Source organism: Desulfoscipio geothermicus DSM 3669, assembly GCF_900115975.1.
Classification (GTDB): domain Bacteria; phylum Bacillota; class Desulfotomaculia; order Desulfotomaculales; family Desulfallaceae; genus Desulfoscipio; species Desulfoscipio geothermicus.
On sequence record NZ_FOYM01000032.1, the window covers coordinates 14,343 to 32,807 of the forward strand.

At 45.1% G+C, this 18,465-nt stretch carries 20 protein-coding genes and 1 pseudogene; 2 read left to right on the top strand and 19 right to left on the bottom strand.

Annotation, left to right across the window (positions count from 1 at the left end):
- The 8 genes and pseudogenes from BM299_RS20495 to BM299_RS15810 all read right to left on the bottom strand — a co-directional run.
- A pseudogene (locus tag BM299_RS20495) lies at positions 1-159 on the bottom strand (hypothetical protein); the annotation flags it as partial.
- Entirely contained in the window at positions 156-941 is a 786-nt protein-coding gene (locus BM299_RS15780) for a YkgJ family cysteine cluster protein (protein WP_245779823.1), read from the bottom strand. The gene BM299_RS15780 and the pseudogene BM299_RS20495, both read right to left, overlap by 4 nt.
- Positions 942-1,060: 119 nt before the next feature.
- Complete coding sequence (locus BM299_RS15785; protein WP_092486590.1) at positions 1,061-2,281, bottom strand: MFS transporter; 1,221 nt, start codon at positions 2,279-2,281, stop codon at positions 1,061-1,063.
- 611 nt (positions 2,282-2,892) lie between these two features.
- Complete coding sequence (locus tag BM299_RS15790) at positions 2,893-4,386, bottom strand: ATP-binding protein (RefSeq protein WP_092486593.1); 1,494 nt, start codon at positions 4,384-4,386, stop codon at positions 2,893-2,895.
- Between the two features lie 583 nt (positions 4,387-4,969).
- A complete protein-coding gene (locus tag BM299_RS15795) occupies positions 4,970-5,338 on the bottom strand; it encodes a DUF5615 family PIN-like protein (protein WP_092486596.1) in 369 nt (122 codons plus the stop codon).
- Between the two features lie 11 nt (positions 5,339-5,349).
- Positions 5,350-5,571: a DUF433 domain-containing protein gene (locus tag BM299_RS15800; RefSeq protein ID WP_092486599.1), complete on the bottom strand. Its 222-nt coding sequence runs from the start codon at positions 5,569-5,571 to the stop codon at positions 5,350-5,352.
- 256 nt (positions 5,572-5,827) lie between these two features.
- Positions 5,828-6,061 (bottom strand): tyrosine-type recombinase/integrase, encoded by a 234-nt coding sequence (locus BM299_RS20335; RefSeq protein ID WP_092486602.1) that lies wholly within the window; start codon positions 6,059-6,061, stop codon positions 5,828-5,830.
- A gap of 380 nt (positions 6,062-6,441) precedes the next feature.
- A complete protein-coding gene (locus BM299_RS15810; protein WP_165608378.1) occupies positions 6,442-8,337 on the bottom strand; it encodes a methyl-accepting chemotaxis protein in 1,896 nt (631 codons plus the stop codon).
- A gap of 195 nt (positions 8,338-8,532) precedes the next feature.
- Between BM299_RS15810 and BM299_RS15815 the strand changes: the two genes are divergently transcribed.
- On the top strand, positions 8,533-8,910 hold the full coding sequence (locus BM299_RS15815) for a hypothetical protein (RefSeq protein ID WP_092486608.1): 378 nt from the start codon (positions 8,533-8,535) through the stop codon (positions 8,908-8,910).
- 144 nt (positions 8,911-9,054) lie between these two features.
- Positions 9,055-9,681: a GNAT family N-acetyltransferase gene (locus BM299_RS15820; RefSeq protein ID WP_092486611.1), complete on the top strand. Its 627-nt coding sequence runs from the start codon at positions 9,055-9,057 to the stop codon at positions 9,679-9,681.
- A gap of 144 nt (positions 9,682-9,825) precedes the next feature.
- Here the strand turns inward: BM299_RS15820 and BM299_RS15825 are convergent, their stop codons facing one another.
- From BM299_RS15825 to urtB, 11 genes are all read right to left on the bottom strand, one after another.
- Positions 9,826-10,623 (bottom strand): urease accessory protein UreD, encoded by a 798-nt coding sequence (locus BM299_RS15825; protein WP_092486614.1) that lies wholly within the window; start codon positions 10,621-10,623, stop codon positions 9,826-9,828.
- A gap of 2 nt (positions 10,624-10,625) precedes the next feature.
- Positions 10,626-11,234 carry an urease accessory protein UreG gene (ureG, locus tag BM299_RS15830; RefSeq protein ID WP_092486617.1) on the bottom strand — a complete coding sequence of 203 codons (609 nt, stop codon included), beginning with the start codon at positions 11,232-11,234 and terminating at the stop codon, positions 10,626-10,628.
- Between the two features lie 19 nt (positions 11,235-11,253).
- Entirely contained in the window at positions 11,254-11,994 is a 741-nt protein-coding gene (locus BM299_RS15835) for an urease accessory protein UreF (RefSeq protein ID WP_245779824.1), read from the bottom strand.
- Entirely contained in the window at positions 11,957-12,427 is a 471-nt protein-coding gene (locus BM299_RS15840; protein ID WP_092486619.1) for an urease accessory protein UreE, read from the bottom strand. The genes BM299_RS15835 and BM299_RS15840 overlap by 38 nt, the downstream gene beginning before the upstream one ends.
- Before the next feature lie 23 nt (positions 12,428-12,450).
- A complete protein-coding gene (ureC, locus tag BM299_RS15845) occupies positions 12,451-14,169 on the bottom strand; it encodes an urease subunit alpha (protein ID WP_207545212.1) in 1,719 nt (572 codons plus the stop codon).
- Positions 14,170-14,544, bottom strand: coding sequence for an urease subunit beta (ureB, locus tag BM299_RS20070; RefSeq protein WP_245779825.1), 375 nt, complete (start codon positions 14,542-14,544; stop codon positions 14,170-14,172).
- An 18-nt stretch (positions 14,545-14,562) separates the two neighbouring features.
- On the bottom strand, positions 14,563-14,865 hold the full coding sequence (gene ureA, locus BM299_RS20075; protein WP_092486621.1) for an urease subunit gamma: 303 nt from the start codon (positions 14,863-14,865) through the stop codon (positions 14,563-14,565).
- Positions 14,866-14,878: 13 nt separating this feature from the next.
- Entirely contained in the window at positions 14,879-15,577 is a 699-nt protein-coding gene (gene urtE, locus BM299_RS15855) for an urea ABC transporter ATP-binding subunit UrtE (protein WP_483863698.1), read from the bottom strand.
- The gene (urtD, locus tag BM299_RS15860; protein ID WP_207545213.1) at positions 15,574-16,320 is read right to left on the bottom strand and encodes an urea ABC transporter ATP-binding protein UrtD; all 747 of its coding nucleotides are present in this window, start codon (positions 16,318-16,320) and stop codon (positions 15,574-15,576) included. Before urtD ends, urtE begins: the two co-directional genes overlap by 4 nt.
- A gap of 70 nt (positions 16,321-16,390) precedes the next feature.
- Positions 16,391-17,479 (bottom strand): urea ABC transporter permease subunit UrtC, encoded by a 1,089-nt coding sequence (urtC, locus tag BM299_RS15865; RefSeq protein ID WP_245779826.1) that lies wholly within the window; start codon positions 17,477-17,479, stop codon positions 16,391-16,393.
- 16 nt (positions 17,480-17,495) lie between these two features.
- Positions 17,496-18,404: an urea ABC transporter permease subunit UrtB gene (urtB, locus tag BM299_RS15870; protein WP_092486633.1), complete on the bottom strand. Its 909-nt coding sequence runs from the start codon at positions 18,402-18,404 to the stop codon at positions 17,496-17,498.
- Between the last annotated feature and the right edge of the window lie 61 nt (positions 18,405-18,465).

Here is an 18,465-nt window from a genome sequence, read left to right on the forward strand (position 1 = left end):
CTCCAGGTGCTTGCGGGCCTTGCCGCATACCTTGCCCCGGGTAAGCGGGTGCCCGGGATCGTCCTTGATGTCCGTGACCCGGCCGTTTTCCGTGTAAATAAGCAGGCCGCAGGAAGCATAACAATCCTGCGGACACGCCGAACGAAAAACCTTTTTTATTTGTTAAACACCTCATCCCTAACAGTCATGGACTTGCGCAGGTCAAAATCGCCGGCCAGCCATTTAAAACCATACTGCAAGAGGGCCAAGTCATCATGCTTGATGCTCCCGGCGGTTTCGTCGGACACTGCGAATGTCCGCAAAAAACTGCTTTCAAAAACATAACGGCGAAACCTGTCCAGATCGTAACACACCATGAAAAACATCTCCCGGATATGCTCATCCAAGCTGGACAACCCGGTAAACCTGAGCCGCGTTTGAATTGGGGCAAATCCCTTCTCCAGTTTGGCATACCCCTCAATGCCCTGGTTTTTCATCCACTCAGCCACGGTCCATTCCCTGTCTTCCAGCAAGCCGCGGCAGTGGTTGCTGTCAAAGGCAAAGCCGTATTTATTCTCGCCCCTGATTTCAACAGGAGCCATCCGGCAGGACCAGGGCCGCTCATCGTATATTGAACAGCCCCCCTCGGTAACAAAGGGGCACCCCAGGTCGGCATCCTCCCGCATTTTAATAAGCACCACGGGGAAGCCTGCCCCCCCCGGCAACAGCCTGGTGGTATACCGGTCCAAGAAGTCGCCGGTTTGTAGTCCCAGTTTCCTGCTCATGCGCAGCACATCATAGGGGGAAAGAAAAATATTGATATCCCGGCAGCACCGGTTAAAACAAGCCAGTTTTTCGTGGCATAAAAACCTGAACTTCTGCTCCCCAGTAAACTCGGTATGCCGGCCTTGTATTGGTCGCCGGTCGTCGATGGTCAGTCGTCGGTTGGTTATTTGGTTCACCCCCGAAAATCGCGTTCTAACGGGGTCGGTTATTCCTCGCAAGTGAAGTATCGGAGCACCGGTCCCGCATAAAATCTATTGTACCATAACCGCCGCCGGTTAGACCCGGAGCATTTTGGCTAATCTTTGTCGCGCAGGGTCAAACCAAGCAGCAGCCCCAGCGCCAGCATGAATATGATCCCTGCCGTCACTCCCGGCCACCCCCGGGCGTGCCATAAAAAACCCAGCCCGGTGCTGCCGAAACTTCCACCCACATAATAAAACAGCAGGTACAGGCCCATAGCGCTGGCCCTGGCCCGCCGGGCCTGACGATTCGCCCAGGCGCTGGCCGCGGCATGGACGGCAAAAAAACCGAAACAAAAAAACAGCAGTCCCAGAACTATTGCCCACAAAGCCGGCAACAGCGTAATCAGTACACCGCCCAGGGCGATCAGCACGCCAAGTATCACGGCAACCCGGTTGCCGGCCAAGTCAATAAACCGCCCCGATACGGTGGAGCTGATCGTACCGGCCGAGTATGTAAGAAAAAGCCAGCCCACCGCCGCCGGCGACAGGTTGTAAGGGGGCCCGCTAAGGCGAAATGTAATATAATTAAAAATCCCCACAAAAGAAAACATGATAACAAACGCTATACTGTAAGCTTTGAGCAGGGACCCGTTACGCAAGTGCTCCCCGATATCCTGCAACCCTTTGCGCAATCCCGCCGGAGCGGGCTTAAAGTGAGCGGACGGAGGCAGCAAAAGGTAGAATAAAATTACCCCCACCAATCCGATTATACCCATTACCAGAAAAGAGGCCCGCCAGGAGTAGGCCTCGGCCACCATGCCGCTGATCACTCGCCCGCTCATGCCGCCGATGGAGTTACCGCTTATGTATAACCCCACCGCCAACCCCAGCGCCCGGGGGGAAAACTCCTCCCCCAGGTAAGCCATGGCCACAGATGGCAGCCCGGCCAGGAGTAGGCCCTGAGCAATGCGTATTAGCAGCAATTGGTTTATGGAACTAACCAGCGGCGCCAGCAGCGCCGGCAGGACAGCCAGGGCCATGGTCCAAAACATTACCGGGCGACGGCCCACGGCATCAGATACCGGTCCGAAAATGAGCAGGGCAAAGCCCAGGGCAAAGATGGTCAGCGATACCGTCAAGCTGGATACGGCCGGGGTAATGTCAAATTCATCAACTAATAAAGGCAATAAAGGCTGAGTTATGTAAATATTGGCGAAAGTCAAAAAAGAAGCGATAAACAGCGCCAGGGAAGCGCGCCGGAATTCCGGCGTCCCCGGCACAAATCGTTCCCTCTCTACTTCCGCCCGGTTGTCGCAAATTAACAGCGGGGCCATTGTTTTTCCTGATTTCTAAAACTTACGCATACTTACTTAAAATATAGCGCATGTTTTTCACCCTTTCGACAAATGGGCGGCAGTGTCACAGGATTCAACTGCCAGGCCATAGACTCTCGCCTATGTTCCGGGTGGTTCACCTTTTTGGATCACCGCCGGTAGCTTTGCGGCAACCGTTCTGCCCGGAAAGGGTGTTACCCTTGCCTCGGTAGCCAACTTATGACAGCAGCCTTTCACAGCGGTACTGCTGCCATACCGCAAACTTATGAGAATAGGATTACCCTATACCTAACAGTTTTTTCCGGTTAAACGTGCCAGGAAACCAGGCTGTTCACCCCTTTCTTTTGCAGATGTTTTAGTACGGTTTTCTTTATGGAAGCCCAATATATTGTTACCAGCAGATGTACATGATCAGGCATAATTTCATTTGCGAAGGTCCAAAATCCAGTTTTTTTTCCAAATTATACCGCCAACAAGTATTACCATATACATAAAAAAATGCAGAAAAGATCAAAACTAAGCCCGTTAATCATAGCCCCAAAGGGAACGGGCATTTTTGTTGTACATTTCTTTGTACTATGCATTAACTTAACCCGAAAGCAATACCGCAGTTAAATTTCGCCTGCTGGCAAAATTACCGAAAATGTGGTCCCTGCCCCGGGTAGGCTGGTCACTTTAATCTCTCCCCGGTGATCAGCGATAATACGGTTGGAAATAGCCAATCCCAGGCCCGTACCATCTTCTTTGGTGCTGACAAAAGGGTCAAATACTTTATCCAGCAGGCCCTTCGGAATACCCACGCCGTTATCAATTAAATCAATGATTACCATGGATTGATCATCCGACGCCGTCGATTTGATGGTTAGAACACCTTTTTCACCCATTGCCTGAAAAGCGTTGCTGATGATGTTTAAAAACACCTGGCTCAGCTGGTCCTTGTCCCCGACAACGGACGGCAGGGAGGGGGCCAGTACTTTGTTAATTTTGATGTTTTGGCGCAGAGCCTCGTTTTCCATTAGAAACATCACTTCGTTTAACAGGCTGTTGATATCTAGTAGCTGGATTTGTGTTTGCTTGGGTTTAGCCAGGTTTAAGAAATCGGTAATGATTTGATTAACCCGATCGATTTCCGCCAACATTAGGTTCACTTGGTCGTCAAACTCGTTAATCCCCATTTGCCGAAGTTTTTGATGAATCACCTGCACAAATCCTCGCACGGTGGTTAGGGGGTTCCTGATTTCGTGGGCCGTGCCGGCCGCTAGCTCACCAATTATGGAAAGCTTTTCACTTCTGGCCAGCTGTAATTCAATTTCTTTAATCTTGGTGATATTTTTAAGAAAAATAATCGTTCCGTCCGATTCATCCACATCATTTTTTAGCAGGTAGGTGTCGCAAATATAATGATGCTTATTATTGTTTATGTAAAATACCAGCTCACGGTCCCGGATTTCCTTTTGCTTGGTTAAAGCGTTCAATACTTGCTCTTTGTCCTCGATAAATTGCCCGATGAAATCACCAAAGGGCTGACCAATCACCTGTCGCTGACTGAAACTGAAACTTTTTTCGGCATATTTGTTGAACATAGTAATCTTCAAGCTATTGTCCACTGCAATGACGCCGGTGTTGATAGTATTTAAGATGATCTCCGATTGTTTTAGCAGTTTGTTATAGCTAACCTCACGGGTAATATCGTGGACCAGACAAACAGCCCCCGACCGTACCTTATTGCCGCTAAAAATGGGATAAATATGTACGTTAACGGGTATGTTGGTATGTTCGTCAATGAGCATGTTGTCCCGGCAATTCATGATGGGGATGCCAAAATCTAGAATTTTAGTAACTTCCTCATCTTTAAAATCCATTTCATTAAAACAAACGTTGTTTTTTGTTGGTACAGCGCCAGCGCAGCACAGTTCATCAAAAGCCTTATTGGTTGTCACCACCTGGCCTTGCTGGTCCACCACAATAATAGGCTGGGTAATCCGGTGTAATATCTCGCCGGATATTTTTTTTAGCAGGTCCTTGCCGTCCGGGTCTAAAATGTGGCCTACTATCATGGTTAAAGGGAATGATTGCAGATCCGGCGCAGAATAAGACGGTATCATGTCATGCCCCCTTACATCATTATATAGTAATATTTTGTCATCCGTCTACTATATCCTGCTATAATCTGGCCAAAATAACCATCTTAGTCACAGGGTTAGATTTGGGGGGTAATCCAAAGAAAAAACAAGCTGTTTAAAAAAAACCGCGCATATAATTCTAATGCTACCGTATTGCAGATGCTAAAAAGCGGCTTTTTACAAAAAAAACATTACTCCCTATCCACCGAACTATCCCCTACCCCTCTTCTGTCCTGTCTTGTAAAAGACATAAAATAATTCCTGTGAAACGAAGAAATTAATCCCTCTTACTTAAATCACCGCTCATTTCCTGCCAAACGCTATGCCCTGTATGGCAAAAAAAAAACACAAAAAGGATCTCCTCAATTCCTCTTTCCCTGTTTGGTATAACCACCCTATACTCCCGTTAGTTGGGTAAGCAACCAGGGCCGCTCTCCGTACAGGGATGGTGTGGATTGAAAATTGCTATAGAACTATCGCTCACCCGTTAGTTTTAGAAGGAAAGCACGTCGTGATCAAAATACTTATCATACCTAAATGCCCTATGATCGTCTATCAGCAAATCTTAAGAACCTATTCCCCTAATTCTAATCCTGTTTTCTTCCACGATCCATAAGTTACCACAAATCTTTTCTTCACTGGAGGCAAGAACGGGTAATAATTTATTAACTAAAGTTATAACAGCTCTTTTACTTTGATTTTCAACCCTTAAAACAATTATGCCCTTAAATTTTTCGGGTGGATAGGCAAAAATATTTGAAAAATCATTATCCAGCGTAATTAAAACCCGTTGTTCCTTTTTGCATATTGCAATTAATTGCCTGTCCGAGCACCCTTCAATACCTTCAGAATAAACAGAATGTGCTTCATGACCCGTATTTTCAAAAACATCAATCACATCTACAGGCATATTTTCATCAATTTTTATTCTCATAAGGATTTCACCTAAATTACTATATGGCGTTCTTTGGCTATTAACGCAGCATAAGCTAGCGCGGCATCAATGTCGGCCGGGGTTAAAGAGGGGTAGCTCTTCAAAATCTCTTCTCGATTTAGCCCATCAGCCAGATTATCAAGGATAACAGAAACGGGTATTCTGGTTCCGGCAATGCAAGCTTTACCATGACAGACTTCCGGGTCAATGGTAATGCGTTTTAAAATGTTCATTTTATCACCTAACCTTACTCAAAAATTAATTATTATATATTTATTAGAAAGTATATCAACTTTTAATTATCTCAGACAACTTTAAATGTTGGAGTACTCCACATTTTACTGCCCGATAGTTTAAGATGCTACACATAATAGACAGGCTGCGCAGGATTGATATTTTTCAATCCTGCGTTTTATCTCCGTAGACTGCAACTTCCGGCCTTATTCCTCTTATCTTGACTTCGTTAAAACAACCCCTAAACAAAAAACACTAGCCATGGTAGCTAGTTAATAAAATGCTGATTTTTTTAAATATCAAATGTATTGATCGTTGTGATAATCGCCTGGGTTTACTCCTCTCCGTCACAAAAAGAGCCTTTTCAGTATCTTTACGACTGTCAAGGTATTTTTTAAGCGCGCGGGCTGCCCGGGCACCGATGAATATCACTCTTTCCTTGTTTCCTTTTCCAATAACCGAAAAGCATCTCTCTTGCCAGTGCAACATCTGACAGCCTGGTACTTTTCCGCAAGCCCTTCAGACCTCACCTCGCGGTGAGCGCCCTACCCTCCGGGTTGATACCCGGCTCCTGAGGCATTTACCCCCAGGTTTGGATATAAGTCCCCTAGTCCGTGACTCAGTGTAACTTGAACCCACCTGACAGCCACGCTGTCACGCACACACTACGGGCTCATCTGCCACCTGGCACCACATAGGCTCGCCCTTGTGTTCCCACTTGTTTAAGTTTACCTGCTTTTTCCAGGATAATGCCGGGCGAACTAAAGAAAAACCGGGCTACGCCCGGTGCGCCCTATATCCCCAGGCTTAAAAGCCGGGGCTTTACGGGCTTTTTGGTAAGATTGTCACTTCCGCCCTGTCCTTGCCCATCATGTCGCACAATCGTTCCTGTCGTATTTGAAATTCTGCAGCTTTACATTTATCTCATCAGCTATGCCTGACAGCGTTTCCGCCATCCCATGCACCTCTTCTGAAATTGCGGTTTGTTCCTCTACCAGTGCCGACACTTGCTGGCTGGTCGCTCCAATCCGTTCAATTTGCCGCACCACCAGGTCGATCTCTTGGTTGATGGCCTTAACGGCCTCCATTATCTCATTAAAAGCTTCATTGCTCTGTACAACTAAATGAGCACCCGATTTAACATCATGCACACTTTGCTCCATCCCCCGCACCACTTGAACAACCTGTTGCTGCATCTCCTCAAGCTCTCCGGCGATCTGCCGGGCTGCCGATGCAGACTGTCCCGCCAGTTTTCTAACTTCACCGGCCACCACGGCAAACCCGTGGCCTTTTTCTCCCGCCCGGGCCGCCTCAATGGCTGCATTAAGGGCCAATAAATTGGTTTGTTCCGCCAAACTATCTATTAAACCGGTGATATTGGAAATGTTTCTTGAGCGGTCGGCCAGTTCTTTGACCACCTTTCCCAATACCAGCATATGATCTTCAACAGCCGTAATTTGCCCCACCGCCTGTTCCACGACGCTCGAACCCGACCGGGCCGCCTCCATGGTTTCGTCCGCCCGGTCAAGCATCTTTCGAGCGCTTTCTTCCAGGCCAACCGAAGAACCTGCCAGGTCAGTCGCCGCGGCAGCGGATTCCTGCAATCCCGCGCTGCTGTCTTCAGTAATTTTATTAAGCTGCTGCCCTGATTCTGCCAACGTTTTCATTTTATATGTAACGGTTTGAAAAATATCCCGCAAATTTTCAGTGGCACGGTTCAAGTACCGGCCCAGCTTGGCAAACTCATCTCCGCTGTCTTCGTTAAAACAAACCCCCAGTTCGCCCTGTCCCATCCTTTGAATGGCCAGGCTAAAAGTATTAAAAGGTCGGAATAGTATATTAATTACTATGTATAATAACCCGCTGATAACGATAAGAACCAGTATGGCGGTTATCGCCGCTCTTTGCATGATGCCGTTAATTCTGCCCAGCACTTCCGCCCGGTCACGCAACACCTTAAGGTAACCGATAACCTTGCCGCTGTAGTCATGCAAGGGAATAATTATGGCGGCCGTTTTATTTCCGTTAAGATATGCCGTTTGGGCCTTCCCGGAACTTAATATATCGTCAATCACTGCGGGCTTTAACTTATAAGAATCTTTAGAATTCGTAGCGGCCAGCAAACCATCCTGGCTCTTTTCCCAGGAAACCCCGGCGTTGCCTTTGCAATATATGTAATAATCCCCCCCGGTCTGGCTCTGCCATTTTTTCAACAGGGAGGCATTAAAGCCCATGCCGTACTCCACACTGCCCACGTGACTGTCCTGGTAGAACACCGGCATTACTACCCGAAAACCGAATCCGCCCCGACCTTCCTCCAGACCCTGCACTGTTTTAAGGCTGCTGTTGCATTGCAGCACTGTGTTGCGAAACGAAGACAAATCATCACCATATTTGTCCGGCTTGTGCAGGCGTAAAAAAGAAGTCGCCGGGGCCAGGTGAAATTGGAATTGCTCTATACCTTTTTGATGAACTTCCTTGAATATGGGCTCTGTTAAGACAATAAGCTGCTCCCGGTCCCGCCGGGCAAAAGCCTCCTGTATGGCCGGGTTTTGCGCCACCCCGACCAGGCCCAGCGCAGTGCGGGCGAATATACCCTCCAGGTCGCTGTTGACCCGCCGGGCAATTAAATCATATTTTTCCTCCTCCTGCTCCAGCACCAGTTCCACCATGTTTTTATAGCCCTGGTATATTATTAACAACAAACTGGCGGACACAATAATAAATACGGCAGTAATTATTTTAAACCGGATACTCTTCCCCATAATATGGCCCATCAACTCCCATTTTAATGTATTACCTTTATGTTAAGTACATGTTAACATTAATTACCGCTGCAGCATGTCCTGCACCTGACAATAGATTGTCGCCCGGCGGACAAAATTTAGTTTTTTTTAACTGGCAACCACGGCAATTGCATGCTAAAATACAAAAAATCAAAGATGAAAAGGGGATTTACTATGATTGGCATGACCAGACATTTCGGTATCGGCCTGTTAATTTATGATGATATTATCGACTGGGAAAACTACGAGTCAAAGGTAGACCCGGTGATGAAAAAGGAGTTTGAATTTGAGGGGATACGCAAAAAGGTTTACGAAGTCATCATTGTCCCGGTGGACAGGCCGTATATAGGGGTCATACTGCCCAGCCTGTGGGGCAGAATCCGCTCAGCCGGCCGGGGCGGTCATGAACTGGATTTAAATGAAGTGGACCCCCGCAGCATCGGGTTAAGTATTTATGCCCTGGACACCGCCGCCATAATATTAAACGAAATTTCCACCCGCCGGATAAGTTTGAAAGAATTGAAACTGCGGTTTTATGAATACTGGGTTTAGGACCAGCCTATAATGCAAAACATAACTGAAAATTTTTAATATAAACACTTAATTTCCATCTATTGAAAACCGCTCTGAACTGCAGTTATAATAGCTTAAACAGTCGATAAACAAGACCGAACGGTTATATATTGAGGTGATGGCATGATAAACCGGATGGTCCATGAAACTCCCAAAGGCACAGTATATATAGAAGGTCCCTGTTCCGATGCACACCTGGCGGAATTGACCATGAACGAAAAATTAACCAACTTCAGACCGCCGGAAAAGCAAAAAGGCGCGCTGATGATGATCACCAACATGCCTCATGGCATGATCTATATAGCCAGACACGAAAAGGAAATCGTCGGTTACGTTACATTCCACCTGCCGGATGAAAGTTCACGCTGGATTAAACATCCCCGGGTGCTGGAATTGGGCGGCATTGAAATAAGCGCCGATTGGCGGCGCTGCGGAATTGCCGAAAACATTTTAAAAGTAAGTTTCACCAACCCGGTAATGGATAACTATATAGTTATTACCATGGAAATGTGCTGGCACTGGGACACCCGCAACACCAAACTGGACATCTGGGCTTACCAGCGAGTTTTGACAAACCTTTTCGGCACCGTGGGATTGCAGCGTGTGCCCACAGACGACCCTGATATTATTGAACACCCGGCCAATGTGCTGCTGGCCCGTTTCGGAAAAAACGTCACCCAAAATGACATCGCCATTTTTGAAAGCATGCGTTTCCATAACAAGTACGGTAACGCCGTCAACCTTTTATAAAAAAGCAAAAAGGGGGACTGGCACCGATTCACAAAACGAATCGGAGCCAGTCCCTTTTTTGATATTCTTTCCTAAACAATAAAAAACAGTTACAGTCTCTCGAAAAAGCGAGAGACTTTTTATTTACCTGAGTTATAAACTAGGTTAAACACATTCATAAATCTCTTGCTTAAGGTCAAAAAGAACTTTAAAAAGATAGTCAGCGCTGCTTCCCAAAATTCGAACAATTAATCCAAACCTTTTTGTTTCGGTCAAACCAAACTCAATATCACAAGTCTTTTTTAAAATATCATATAACCGTTCAAGCAATTGCTCATCAAAATTATCATAAAAAAATGCTAATGTTGCTTGATGTGTATAACCCTCAAAACAACCGATTCCTTCAAGATTCTGACAACTGGGCATAAGTACTTGATGATCAAGAAAAATCAAATCGCCTTGATAATAAACCTTGTTACAGTTTTTGTACTCTCTAAATGCAAAGCGTTCTCCTCTCTTTACCCTCCCGCAAGCGAAGACATCTGAATACAGAAATGCTGAACCACTTTGCAAAAAACATTCCGAAACAGATTGAAAACTTGAACCGGCATAAGGAATGGTGGGTTTTGGTGCATAGTCCAAAAAGGCGCCCTTTGCTATAAAAAACTGATTGAACTGACTTGCCTGACCTTCTTGCATACGATGGATCTTGGTATAAGTCTGGCCATGCAGAGCAACCCTCGCACCAGCACCTAACTCAAGCCTTGTTCGATAATAATCTCCTTCCATAATGCCGGCAGAAGCACTCATAATGATAATATTCATTAAACCTTTTTTTTCATCCCAAAAAGGTTTCGCTATTTTGTATGGAGCAGTAAAATAATAATCCTCTAAACAAGTCCTGCCATTTATATTTTTAGCTTTAATGTACAATTCACTGTCTTGTCCAAATTTATTAATCATAATCATAGGCCTTCCAAAAGTACGCTTTGTTTGATCCATTTGATCACATCATCAAGACCTTCATTAGTATTAAGGTTGGTGAAAATGAAAGGTTTTTCACCTCGCATCTTTTTCGCATCCCTTTCCATAACTTCAAGACTTGCTCCAACATAAGGGGCTAAATCTATTTTATTAATAACCAGCAAATCGGATCGGGTAATTCCCGGTCCACCTTTGCGTGGTATTTTATCCCCTTCGGCAACATCAATGACATAAATTGCTGCATCAGCCAGATCAGGGCTGAATGTGGCCGACAAGTTGTCGCCGCCACTTTCGATAAATAGGATTTGTATATCCGGAAAACTATTAATTAACTCATCAACCGCTTCCAGATTCATGGAAGCGTCTTCACGAATCGCCGTATGTGGACAACCACCGGTTTCAACGCCGATGATTCTCTCCGGTGGAAGCACGCTGTTTTGCACTAAAAATTCGGCATCTTCCTTGGTGTAGATATCATTTGTAATCACGCCTATACTGTAGTTAGGTGCTAACAACCTTGTCAAGCGCTCAATTAACGCAGTTTTGCCGGAACCAACCGGTCCACCGATACCGATCTTGACAAATGCCATATAAATTACCTCCAAAATATTACGATATATACAATCTTGTATACAATCTTTCATGCTGCATGGACCTCAAATCAAAGCCAACAAAGCAAATCCCCAGGTTGCTCTCGTTTAGCGTCTCCACTTTATCGATTATCTGTTGAAATATTGCCTGGGCACCAAACAAGATCTTCTGCCCGTCTTTTTGACTTATTGGTACCAGCTTGGCACAGTTATTAACAATTTGAGAAGCTGCGCTATAGGTCACTGCCGATAAAGCAAGGGTTTTATCTATATTTAACAGTTTGGTAGCCAAGCCGTAGATTACGCTGTAATGCCCGGCACCTTGACCACTTTTTACCCTTTGTAGATATGAAATAAAAAAAGAATGATCCTTTAACACTGATTCTACAATGATCGAAAACCGCGTTCCTAATTTCATACTGGCCGTTCTAAGTTCCCTCGGGGCTTTGGCCGCACTAATAATATCTTCCAAATTCCCTATCCCATCCAAATTGGCGTCACCGGTATATTCCCAGGCAAGTTTAACCGCCAGTAAATCATTATAGAGAAAATTGTTCAGGAGATAACTCTCCAGATACTTCTTGGCTGAACCAGCATCATGGACAATGCCTTTTTGAACATAAGTCTCTAAACCAAATGACTGGGTAAACCCGCCGATGGGTAACAAAGGGTCACTTATTTGGAGCAAGCAAAAAAGAGGATAGGTCTTAACTTCTGCGGCTTTAGGAGTGCCCATGTAAGTGTCCATGTGAGTGCTCATGTTTATAACCACCTAAAGGTGTTTTTAATTTAGCAGTTTTCCTATATACCGCAAAACCATATTTCTCAAGCACATTAAAAAGTGGTGCGTCAAAGGGCGTGAGCAATTCTCCGTCTTCCATAAATAAGGGAGCATGCCTGTTGCCAATCTCATAACAGGCTTTTGCCATTTCGCTCATGGTGTTCGGTTTAAGTGCTATACAATCACAAGGCAAGATTTCTACAATCAAAGCCCTGTGGGCGTCATGCCATAAAATAGCACCGTCACGTAAAGGGCGCCCTTCATGATTACGAATCCCTATACCCAAGCCATTGCGACTTACTTTATGCAGCACTTTCTTTTCAACTTCATACCATTCGATGGCTATATAATCACGCTCCAGGTCACCAAGGTCCTGTTCATTAAGATCATGAACAATATTTTCGATCAGCACAGGCTCACCTCTTCGTGGAATTATTAAAATAAAAAGTACCTCTGGGCCAAAGAAAGTGTTTGCGAAGGTTCACAGGTTAAATGTTCCCCATCAACTCTCACTTGGTATGTTTCAGGATCCACATCAATATTAGGCGTGGCGTTATTTAAAACCATGTCTTTCTTCGATACATTTCTGCAGCCGACAACCGGTACAACTTGTTTCTGAAGGTTTAATTTCTCAAGAGCTCCCGATTCCAGTGCCGCCTTGGATACAAAAGTCAGACATGTGCTGTACTTGGCCCGGCCAAAAGCGCCAAACATTTTTCTATAAATCACCGGTTGCGGTGTAGGTATTGACGCGTTGGCATCGCCCATTTTACTGGCGACAATAAATCCTCCCTTAATAATCATCTCCGGCTTGACTCCAAACATAGCCGGTTTCCATAAAACAACATCAGCAAGTTTACCTTTTTCCAAAGAACCCACATAATTAGCCATGCCGTGTGTTAATGCAGGATTAATCGTATATTTGGCTACATATCTCTTCACACGGAAATTATCATTCCGGTCACTGTCTTCCGGTAACGGACCCCTTTGTTTTTTCATTTTATCAGCAGTCTGCCAGGTTCTGATAATAACTTCTCCGACTCTGCCCATGGCCTGGGAATCAGAAGCCATCATGCTGAATACGCCCAAGTCATGCAGAATATCTTCCGCAGCAATGGTCTCCGGCCGTATTCTTGAGTCGGCAAAGGCAACATCCTCGGGCACCTTGCTGTCCAGGTGGTGACAAACCATCAGCATATCTAAATGTTCGTCTATGGTGTTGACCGTAAAAGGCATGGTCGGATTTGTGGAAGACGGCAGCACATTCGGCAGCGCAGCAACCTTGATGATATCAGGCGCATGGCCGCCGCCGGCTCCTTCAGTATGAAAAGTATGAATTACCCTTCCATCAATAGCTCGCATGGTATCTTCGACAAAACCCGCTTCGTTTAACGTATCAGTATGGATAGCAACTTGTACATCATACCTGTCGGCTACCTGCAAGCATGTATCTATAGCTTTCGATGTTGTTCCCCAGTCTTCATGTAATTTTAGCCCGATGGCTCCCGCTTCAACTTGCTCAACCAGCGGACCTGCAAAGGATGCATTACCCTTGCCCAAAAAACCAAGGTTCATGGGAAAGCTTTCAGCAGCTTCCAGCATTCTATGGATATGAAAACTGCCAGGTGTGCAAGTGGTGGCGTTGGTGCCATCCGCCGGTCCCGTTCCTCCGCCGAGCATTGTTGTAATACCGCTGTACAACGCCGTTTCAATCTGCTGGGGACAAATGAAATGAATATGCGCGTCAATGCCGCCCGGCGTAGCTATGAGCCCTTCGCCGGCAATCACCTCTGTCGCGGCGCCGATGACTAAATCCGGCGCTACACCATCCATTACATCTGGATTTCCCGCCTTGCCGATACCGACAATTTTACCGTCCCTGACACCGATATCACCTTTCACAATCCCCCAGGAATCAACTACTATGGCATTGGTGATAACCAAATCCAAAACACCATCTTGCCTTGCCGCTGACGGCGATTGACCCATGCCGTCCCGGATTGATTTACCACCCCCAAATTTACATTCATCTCCGTAAAATGTAAAATCATCTTCAATCTCTATGATCAAATCCGTATCAGCAAGTCTTATTCGGTCGCCCTTTGTTGGACCGTACATGCCTGCATAATCCCGGCCCGGTATTTTATAGCTCACTTAATCTTCAACTCCTTTAAAGTCTAGATTTTTTGCTTTTAACAGAGCATTCTGCAAAACATCCGCATCCTTAACGCTGCCGCCGGTCAGGTCGTTCAAGCCATGGATGACGGCATTGCCGCCCATAGCAACCAACTCCACTTCTTTCTCTTCGCCGGGTTCAAATCTCACTGCCGTTCCGGATGGAATGTTCAACCTCATGCCAAAGGCTTGACCCCTTGGAAAAGCCAAACATTTATTGACTTCAAAAAAGTGAAAATGCGAGCCCGCTTGAACAGGTCTATCGCCGGTATTTGCAACTTTGATTGTAATTTTCTTTCTATCGCGATTCAAAGTAATGTATTCATTATTAATAAAATATTCCCCGGGTATCATTAATCTTCACCCCTTACATCAACGGATTGGGTTATGCACGGTAACCAGTTTCGTACCATCGGGGAAGGTTGCTTCAATTTGAATTTCATGGATCATGGCGTCTACTCCTTCCATGACATCATCCTTCGTTAGGATTGCGGCACCAAACCGCATCAATTCAGTAACAGTTTTACCGTCCCTGGCAGCTTCGAGCAACTCCGCACTAATCAAGGCAACCGCCTCGGGGTGGTTTAGTTTAAGTCCCCTTGCTTTTCTTTTTTTAGCCAGCTCCCCTGCTAAATGCAGCATTAATTTTTCTGTTTCGATTGGTGTTAAATGCATAAACAATCACCTCTCAAATAGCTATTTTCGCCTGAATTTGTCGAGGCTCAACATATTTTGTATTGCCTTCCATAACAATGCAACCTTTATCCATCACATAAAAATAATCAGCAACTTCTAAAACAAACTCAAGATATTGCTCCACGATTAACATCGTGATATTGCCCTTGCTTTTTAGCTTCTTGATGACTTTGGCAATTTCTTGTATGATCGATGGCTGAATACCTTCTGTTGGTTCATCAAGTAAAAGCAGTTTAGGGATTGACACCAGGGCCCGGGCAATTGCCAATTGCTGCTGCTGTCCACCGCTTAAATCGCCGCCTTTTCTTTTCAGCATCGTTTTTAAAACAGGAAAGAGTTCGTAAATGCTTTCGTCTAAAGTACTGTTATTTTTATTTCTTTCCAGCCCCAACAGCAAGTTTTCATAAACACTTAAATTAGGGAAAATATCCCTTCCTTGGGGGACATAGCCGATTCCTTGCAATGCCCTGTTATACGAAGGCATTTTGATTATTTCCGTGCCATCAAGCATAATGCTGCCGTTAGGCGTTTTTACAAGACCCATAATGCTTTTCAGAAATGTTGTTTTTCCAACACCATTTCTTCCCAGCAGGCAGACAACTTGTCCTTGTTTAATTCGCAAGCTGATATTTTTCAGGATAATACTGTCGCCATAATAGGCATCTAAACCACTTACATCCAGCACCTTCACTCACCGCCCCGGCCTAGATAAACTTCAATTACCCGCGGGTCTTTCTGCACTTCCTCCATATCGCCTTCAACCAAAAGTGTTCCTTCATGCAGAACAGTAACGGTACTGGCAAAATCTCTTACAAAGTCCATATCATGTTCAACAACCACCACGGAACAGTCTTTGGCGATTTCTTTAAGCAACTCGCCGGTCTTGTCCGTTTCCTTCCTGCCCATGCCGGCTACGGGTTCATCTAAAAGCATAATTTCCGGCTGCTGGACGAAAAGCATACCTATTTCCAACCATTGTTTTTCACCATGCGACAAAGCTGCCGGCTTCTCGAATCTCTTTTCATATAAACCAATTATATTGAGCACATATTCAATTCTTTCCATTTGTTCCTGACTGAGTTTCGAAAAAAGGGTAGAAAAAATGGTTCTTTTCTTTTCAGCAGCCAGTTCCATATTCTCAAAAACTGTAATGCTATTAAATACGGACGGAACCTGAAATTTCCTACCGATACCACGTTCAACAATTTCATGTTCAGCCAACTTAGTCACGTCACCACAGTCTTTGAAAAATATCGAACCGGCAGCAGGCTTAACGCGTCCGCAGATGGCATCAAGTAAAGTAGTCTTACCGGCACCATTCGGTCCGATAAAAAAATGGATATCCCCTTTTTTTACAGCAGTACTTACATCATTGACTGCTTTAAAACCATCAAAACTCACTGTCAAATCCTTAATCTCCAAAACTGTATCCATCAAAATCACACCTTTAAGATGATTTTAAATAACAGCTAATCCTTTTCAGTTACAGCTCCAGCGACGGTGATCAATGCTTCATAGCTGCTTCCTTTCTCTTTAACAGCAAAGAATTGCGCCAGACTTTTTTTATTTGCTGATAGATTCCAACCAGCCCCGAAGGCATGAAAATAACAATTACTATGAAGGTAATGCCGATAAAATATGACCATATATCAGGAAAACTTTCGCTAACTACACTTTTTAATGAATTAACCAGCACAGCTCCGATAATGGCGCCTGTTAACGTGCCACGTCCCCCTATGGCAACCCAACTAACCATTTCAATGGAAGGTATAATGCCCATTTCCGCAGGCGATATTATCCCAACCTGGGGCACATAGACAGCACCTGCCAAACCGGCCAGGCCGGCAGAAATGGCGTAAACAAACACTTTATAAACGGTTGGGTTGTATCCTGAAAAACGGATCCTGTTTTCACCGTCTCGAATAGCCACCAATACTCGACCAATACGTCTGTCGATGATAAGTTTGCAAAACACATATGCTGCCAGTAACAACAAAACAGCAATATAATAAAGGCTGAGTTTGGTTGCTGGGTCGGAAAGAGAGAAACCCAAAATAGTTTTAAAGTTGGTTATCCCGTTTGTGCCGCCTGTGTAAGCTTGCTGACCAATAAATAGAACGACAAAGATAATCGATAGAGCTTGGGTTAAGATGGTGAAATATACGCCGCGGATGCGATTCTTAAAGGTTAAGTAGCCAATAATCATGGCTAATAACACAGGAATAAGAATGGCCATTGTTAACGCAAATGGGGCGGAAGCGAACGGCTTCCAAAACCATGGCATTACTTCCAGTCCGCTCCAGGACATGAAGTCCGGCACCTTACCCGCACTTGATTCCAGCTTGAGGTACATCGCCATACAGTAGGCGCCCAGGCCAAAAAACACCCCATGTCCAAGGCTCAGAATCCCCGTATAACCCCAAATAAGATCTATACCCAGAGCAAGTATGGCAAAGGCCACAAATTTACCAAGCAAATTGATTCTAAAATCTGATAAAAATAACGGCGCCAGACATAATAAAACAAATATTATGGAGATGACCGCATTCCGTTTTAGAAAGTATTCTTTAATTTTTGCGACTATCTCAAGCAAATTAGTACACCTCCAATTACTCATCCAGGGCGCGACTTTTGATTGTAAAGAAGCCCTGTGGCTTCCATTGCAGGAACAAGATAACCACTGAAAACACGAGTACCTTGCCAAGGGATGCATCAGTTAAAAACTCAAAAGTTGTATTCCCCAGACCAATTATGCCGGCACCTGCAACAGTGCCGATAATTGTGCCCACACCGCCGAGAACTACAACCATAAATGTATCAATGATGTAATTCGTGCCCAGGGTTGGTCCTATCGAACCAAGCAGCGTAAGGGCACAGCCTGCAATACCAGCCAAGCCGGAGCCAATTGCAAAAGTCATGGCATCAACCTTCCGGGTGTTAATACCGAGGCTTTTCGCCATGGTCCGGTTTTGCATAACTGCCCGGATCCTGCGTCCAGTGGTTGTTTTGTAGAGAAAATAATAAACTCCGCATATGCAAAGTGCCACAAGCAACATGATAAACAGTCTCTTATACGGCAGCTGTAAATCCCCCCAGATAAGGATGCCGCCATCAAGCCATGTGGGACTTTTGACATCAACATTAGGGGCCCCAAAAATACTTCTGGCCAGTTGCTGCAATACGAGGCTTACCCCCCAGGTAGCCAACAAACTATCCAGCGGTCGACCATAAAGATGCCTGATGATGGTAATTTCCAGCAAATAGCCGACAAATGCCGTAATAACAAAGGCAGCAAGTAAAGCAAAAATAAAATAGATGTCAAAATAATCTTTATCTACATATGACATAAAGATATTTTGTGTTACAAATGTTACATAAGCACCGATCATGATCAATTCACCATGGGCCATATTAATAATCTTCATTAAACCAAATATAATAGCCAGGCCCAAAGCAGCAAGCATCAAAATCGAACTGACGCTGATCCCGTTGAATATTTGCAAAACATATGTTTCCATAGACCCAATCACTCTCCGATTTTTTAGCCTGTGCAGGATGATTGTTTCATCCTGCACAGGT

Excerpts from the sequence above, each read along its gene's own strand:
- BM299_RS15785 (WP_092486590.1), bottom strand. The coding sequence starts at position 2,281 with ATGGCCCCGCTGTTAATTTGCGACAACCGGGCGGAAGTAGAGAGGGAA.
- BM299_RS15790 (WP_092486593.1), bottom strand. The coding sequence starts at position 4,386 with ATGATACCGTCTTATTCTGCGCCGGATCTGCAATCATTCCCTTTAACC.
- BM299_RS15795 (WP_092486596.1), bottom strand. The coding sequence starts at position 5,338 with ATGAGAATAAAAATTGATGAAAATATGCCTGTAGATGTGATTGATGTT.
- BM299_RS15800 (WP_092486599.1), bottom strand. The coding sequence starts at position 5,571 with ATGAACATTTTAAAACGCATTACCATTGACCCGGAAGTCTGTCATGGT.
- BM299_RS20335 (WP_092486602.1), bottom strand. The coding sequence starts at position 6,061 with ATGTTGCACTGGCAAGAGAGATGCTTTTCGGTTATTGGAAAAGGAAAC.
- BM299_RS15810 (WP_165608378.1), bottom strand. The coding sequence starts at position 8,337 with ATGGGGAAGAGTATCCGGTTTAAAATAATTACTGCCGTATTTATTATT.
- BM299_RS15815 (WP_092486608.1), top strand. The coding sequence starts at position 8,533 with ATGATTGGCATGACCAGACATTTCGGTATCGGCCTGTTAATTTATGAT.
- BM299_RS15820 (WP_092486611.1), top strand. The coding sequence starts at position 9,055 with ATGATAAACCGGATGGTCCATGAAACTCCCAAAGGCACAGTATATATA.
- BM299_RS15825 (WP_092486614.1), bottom strand. The coding sequence starts at position 10,623 with ATGATTAATAAATTTGGACAAGACAGTGAATTGTACATTAAAGCTAAA.
- ureG (WP_092486617.1), bottom strand. The coding sequence starts at position 11,234 with ATGGCATTTGTCAAGATCGGTATCGGTGGACCGGTTGGTTCCGGCAAA.
- BM299_RS15835 (WP_245779824.1), bottom strand. The coding sequence starts at position 11,994 with ATGAGCACTCACATGGACACTTACATGGGCACTCCTAAAGCCGCAGAA.
- ureB (WP_245779825.1), bottom strand. The coding sequence starts at position 14,544 with ATGATACCCGGGGAATATTTTATTAATAATGAATACATTACTTTGAAT.
- ureA (WP_092486621.1), bottom strand. The coding sequence starts at position 14,865 with ATGCATTTAACACCAATCGAAACAGAAAAATTAATGCTGCATTTAGCA.
- urtD (WP_207545213.1), bottom strand. The coding sequence starts at position 16,320 with ATGGATACAGTTTTGGAGATTAAGGATTTGACAGTGAGTTTTGATGGT.
- urtB (WP_092486633.1), bottom strand. The coding sequence starts at position 18,404 with ATGGAAACATATGTTTTGCAAATATTCAACGGGATCAGCGTCAGTTCG.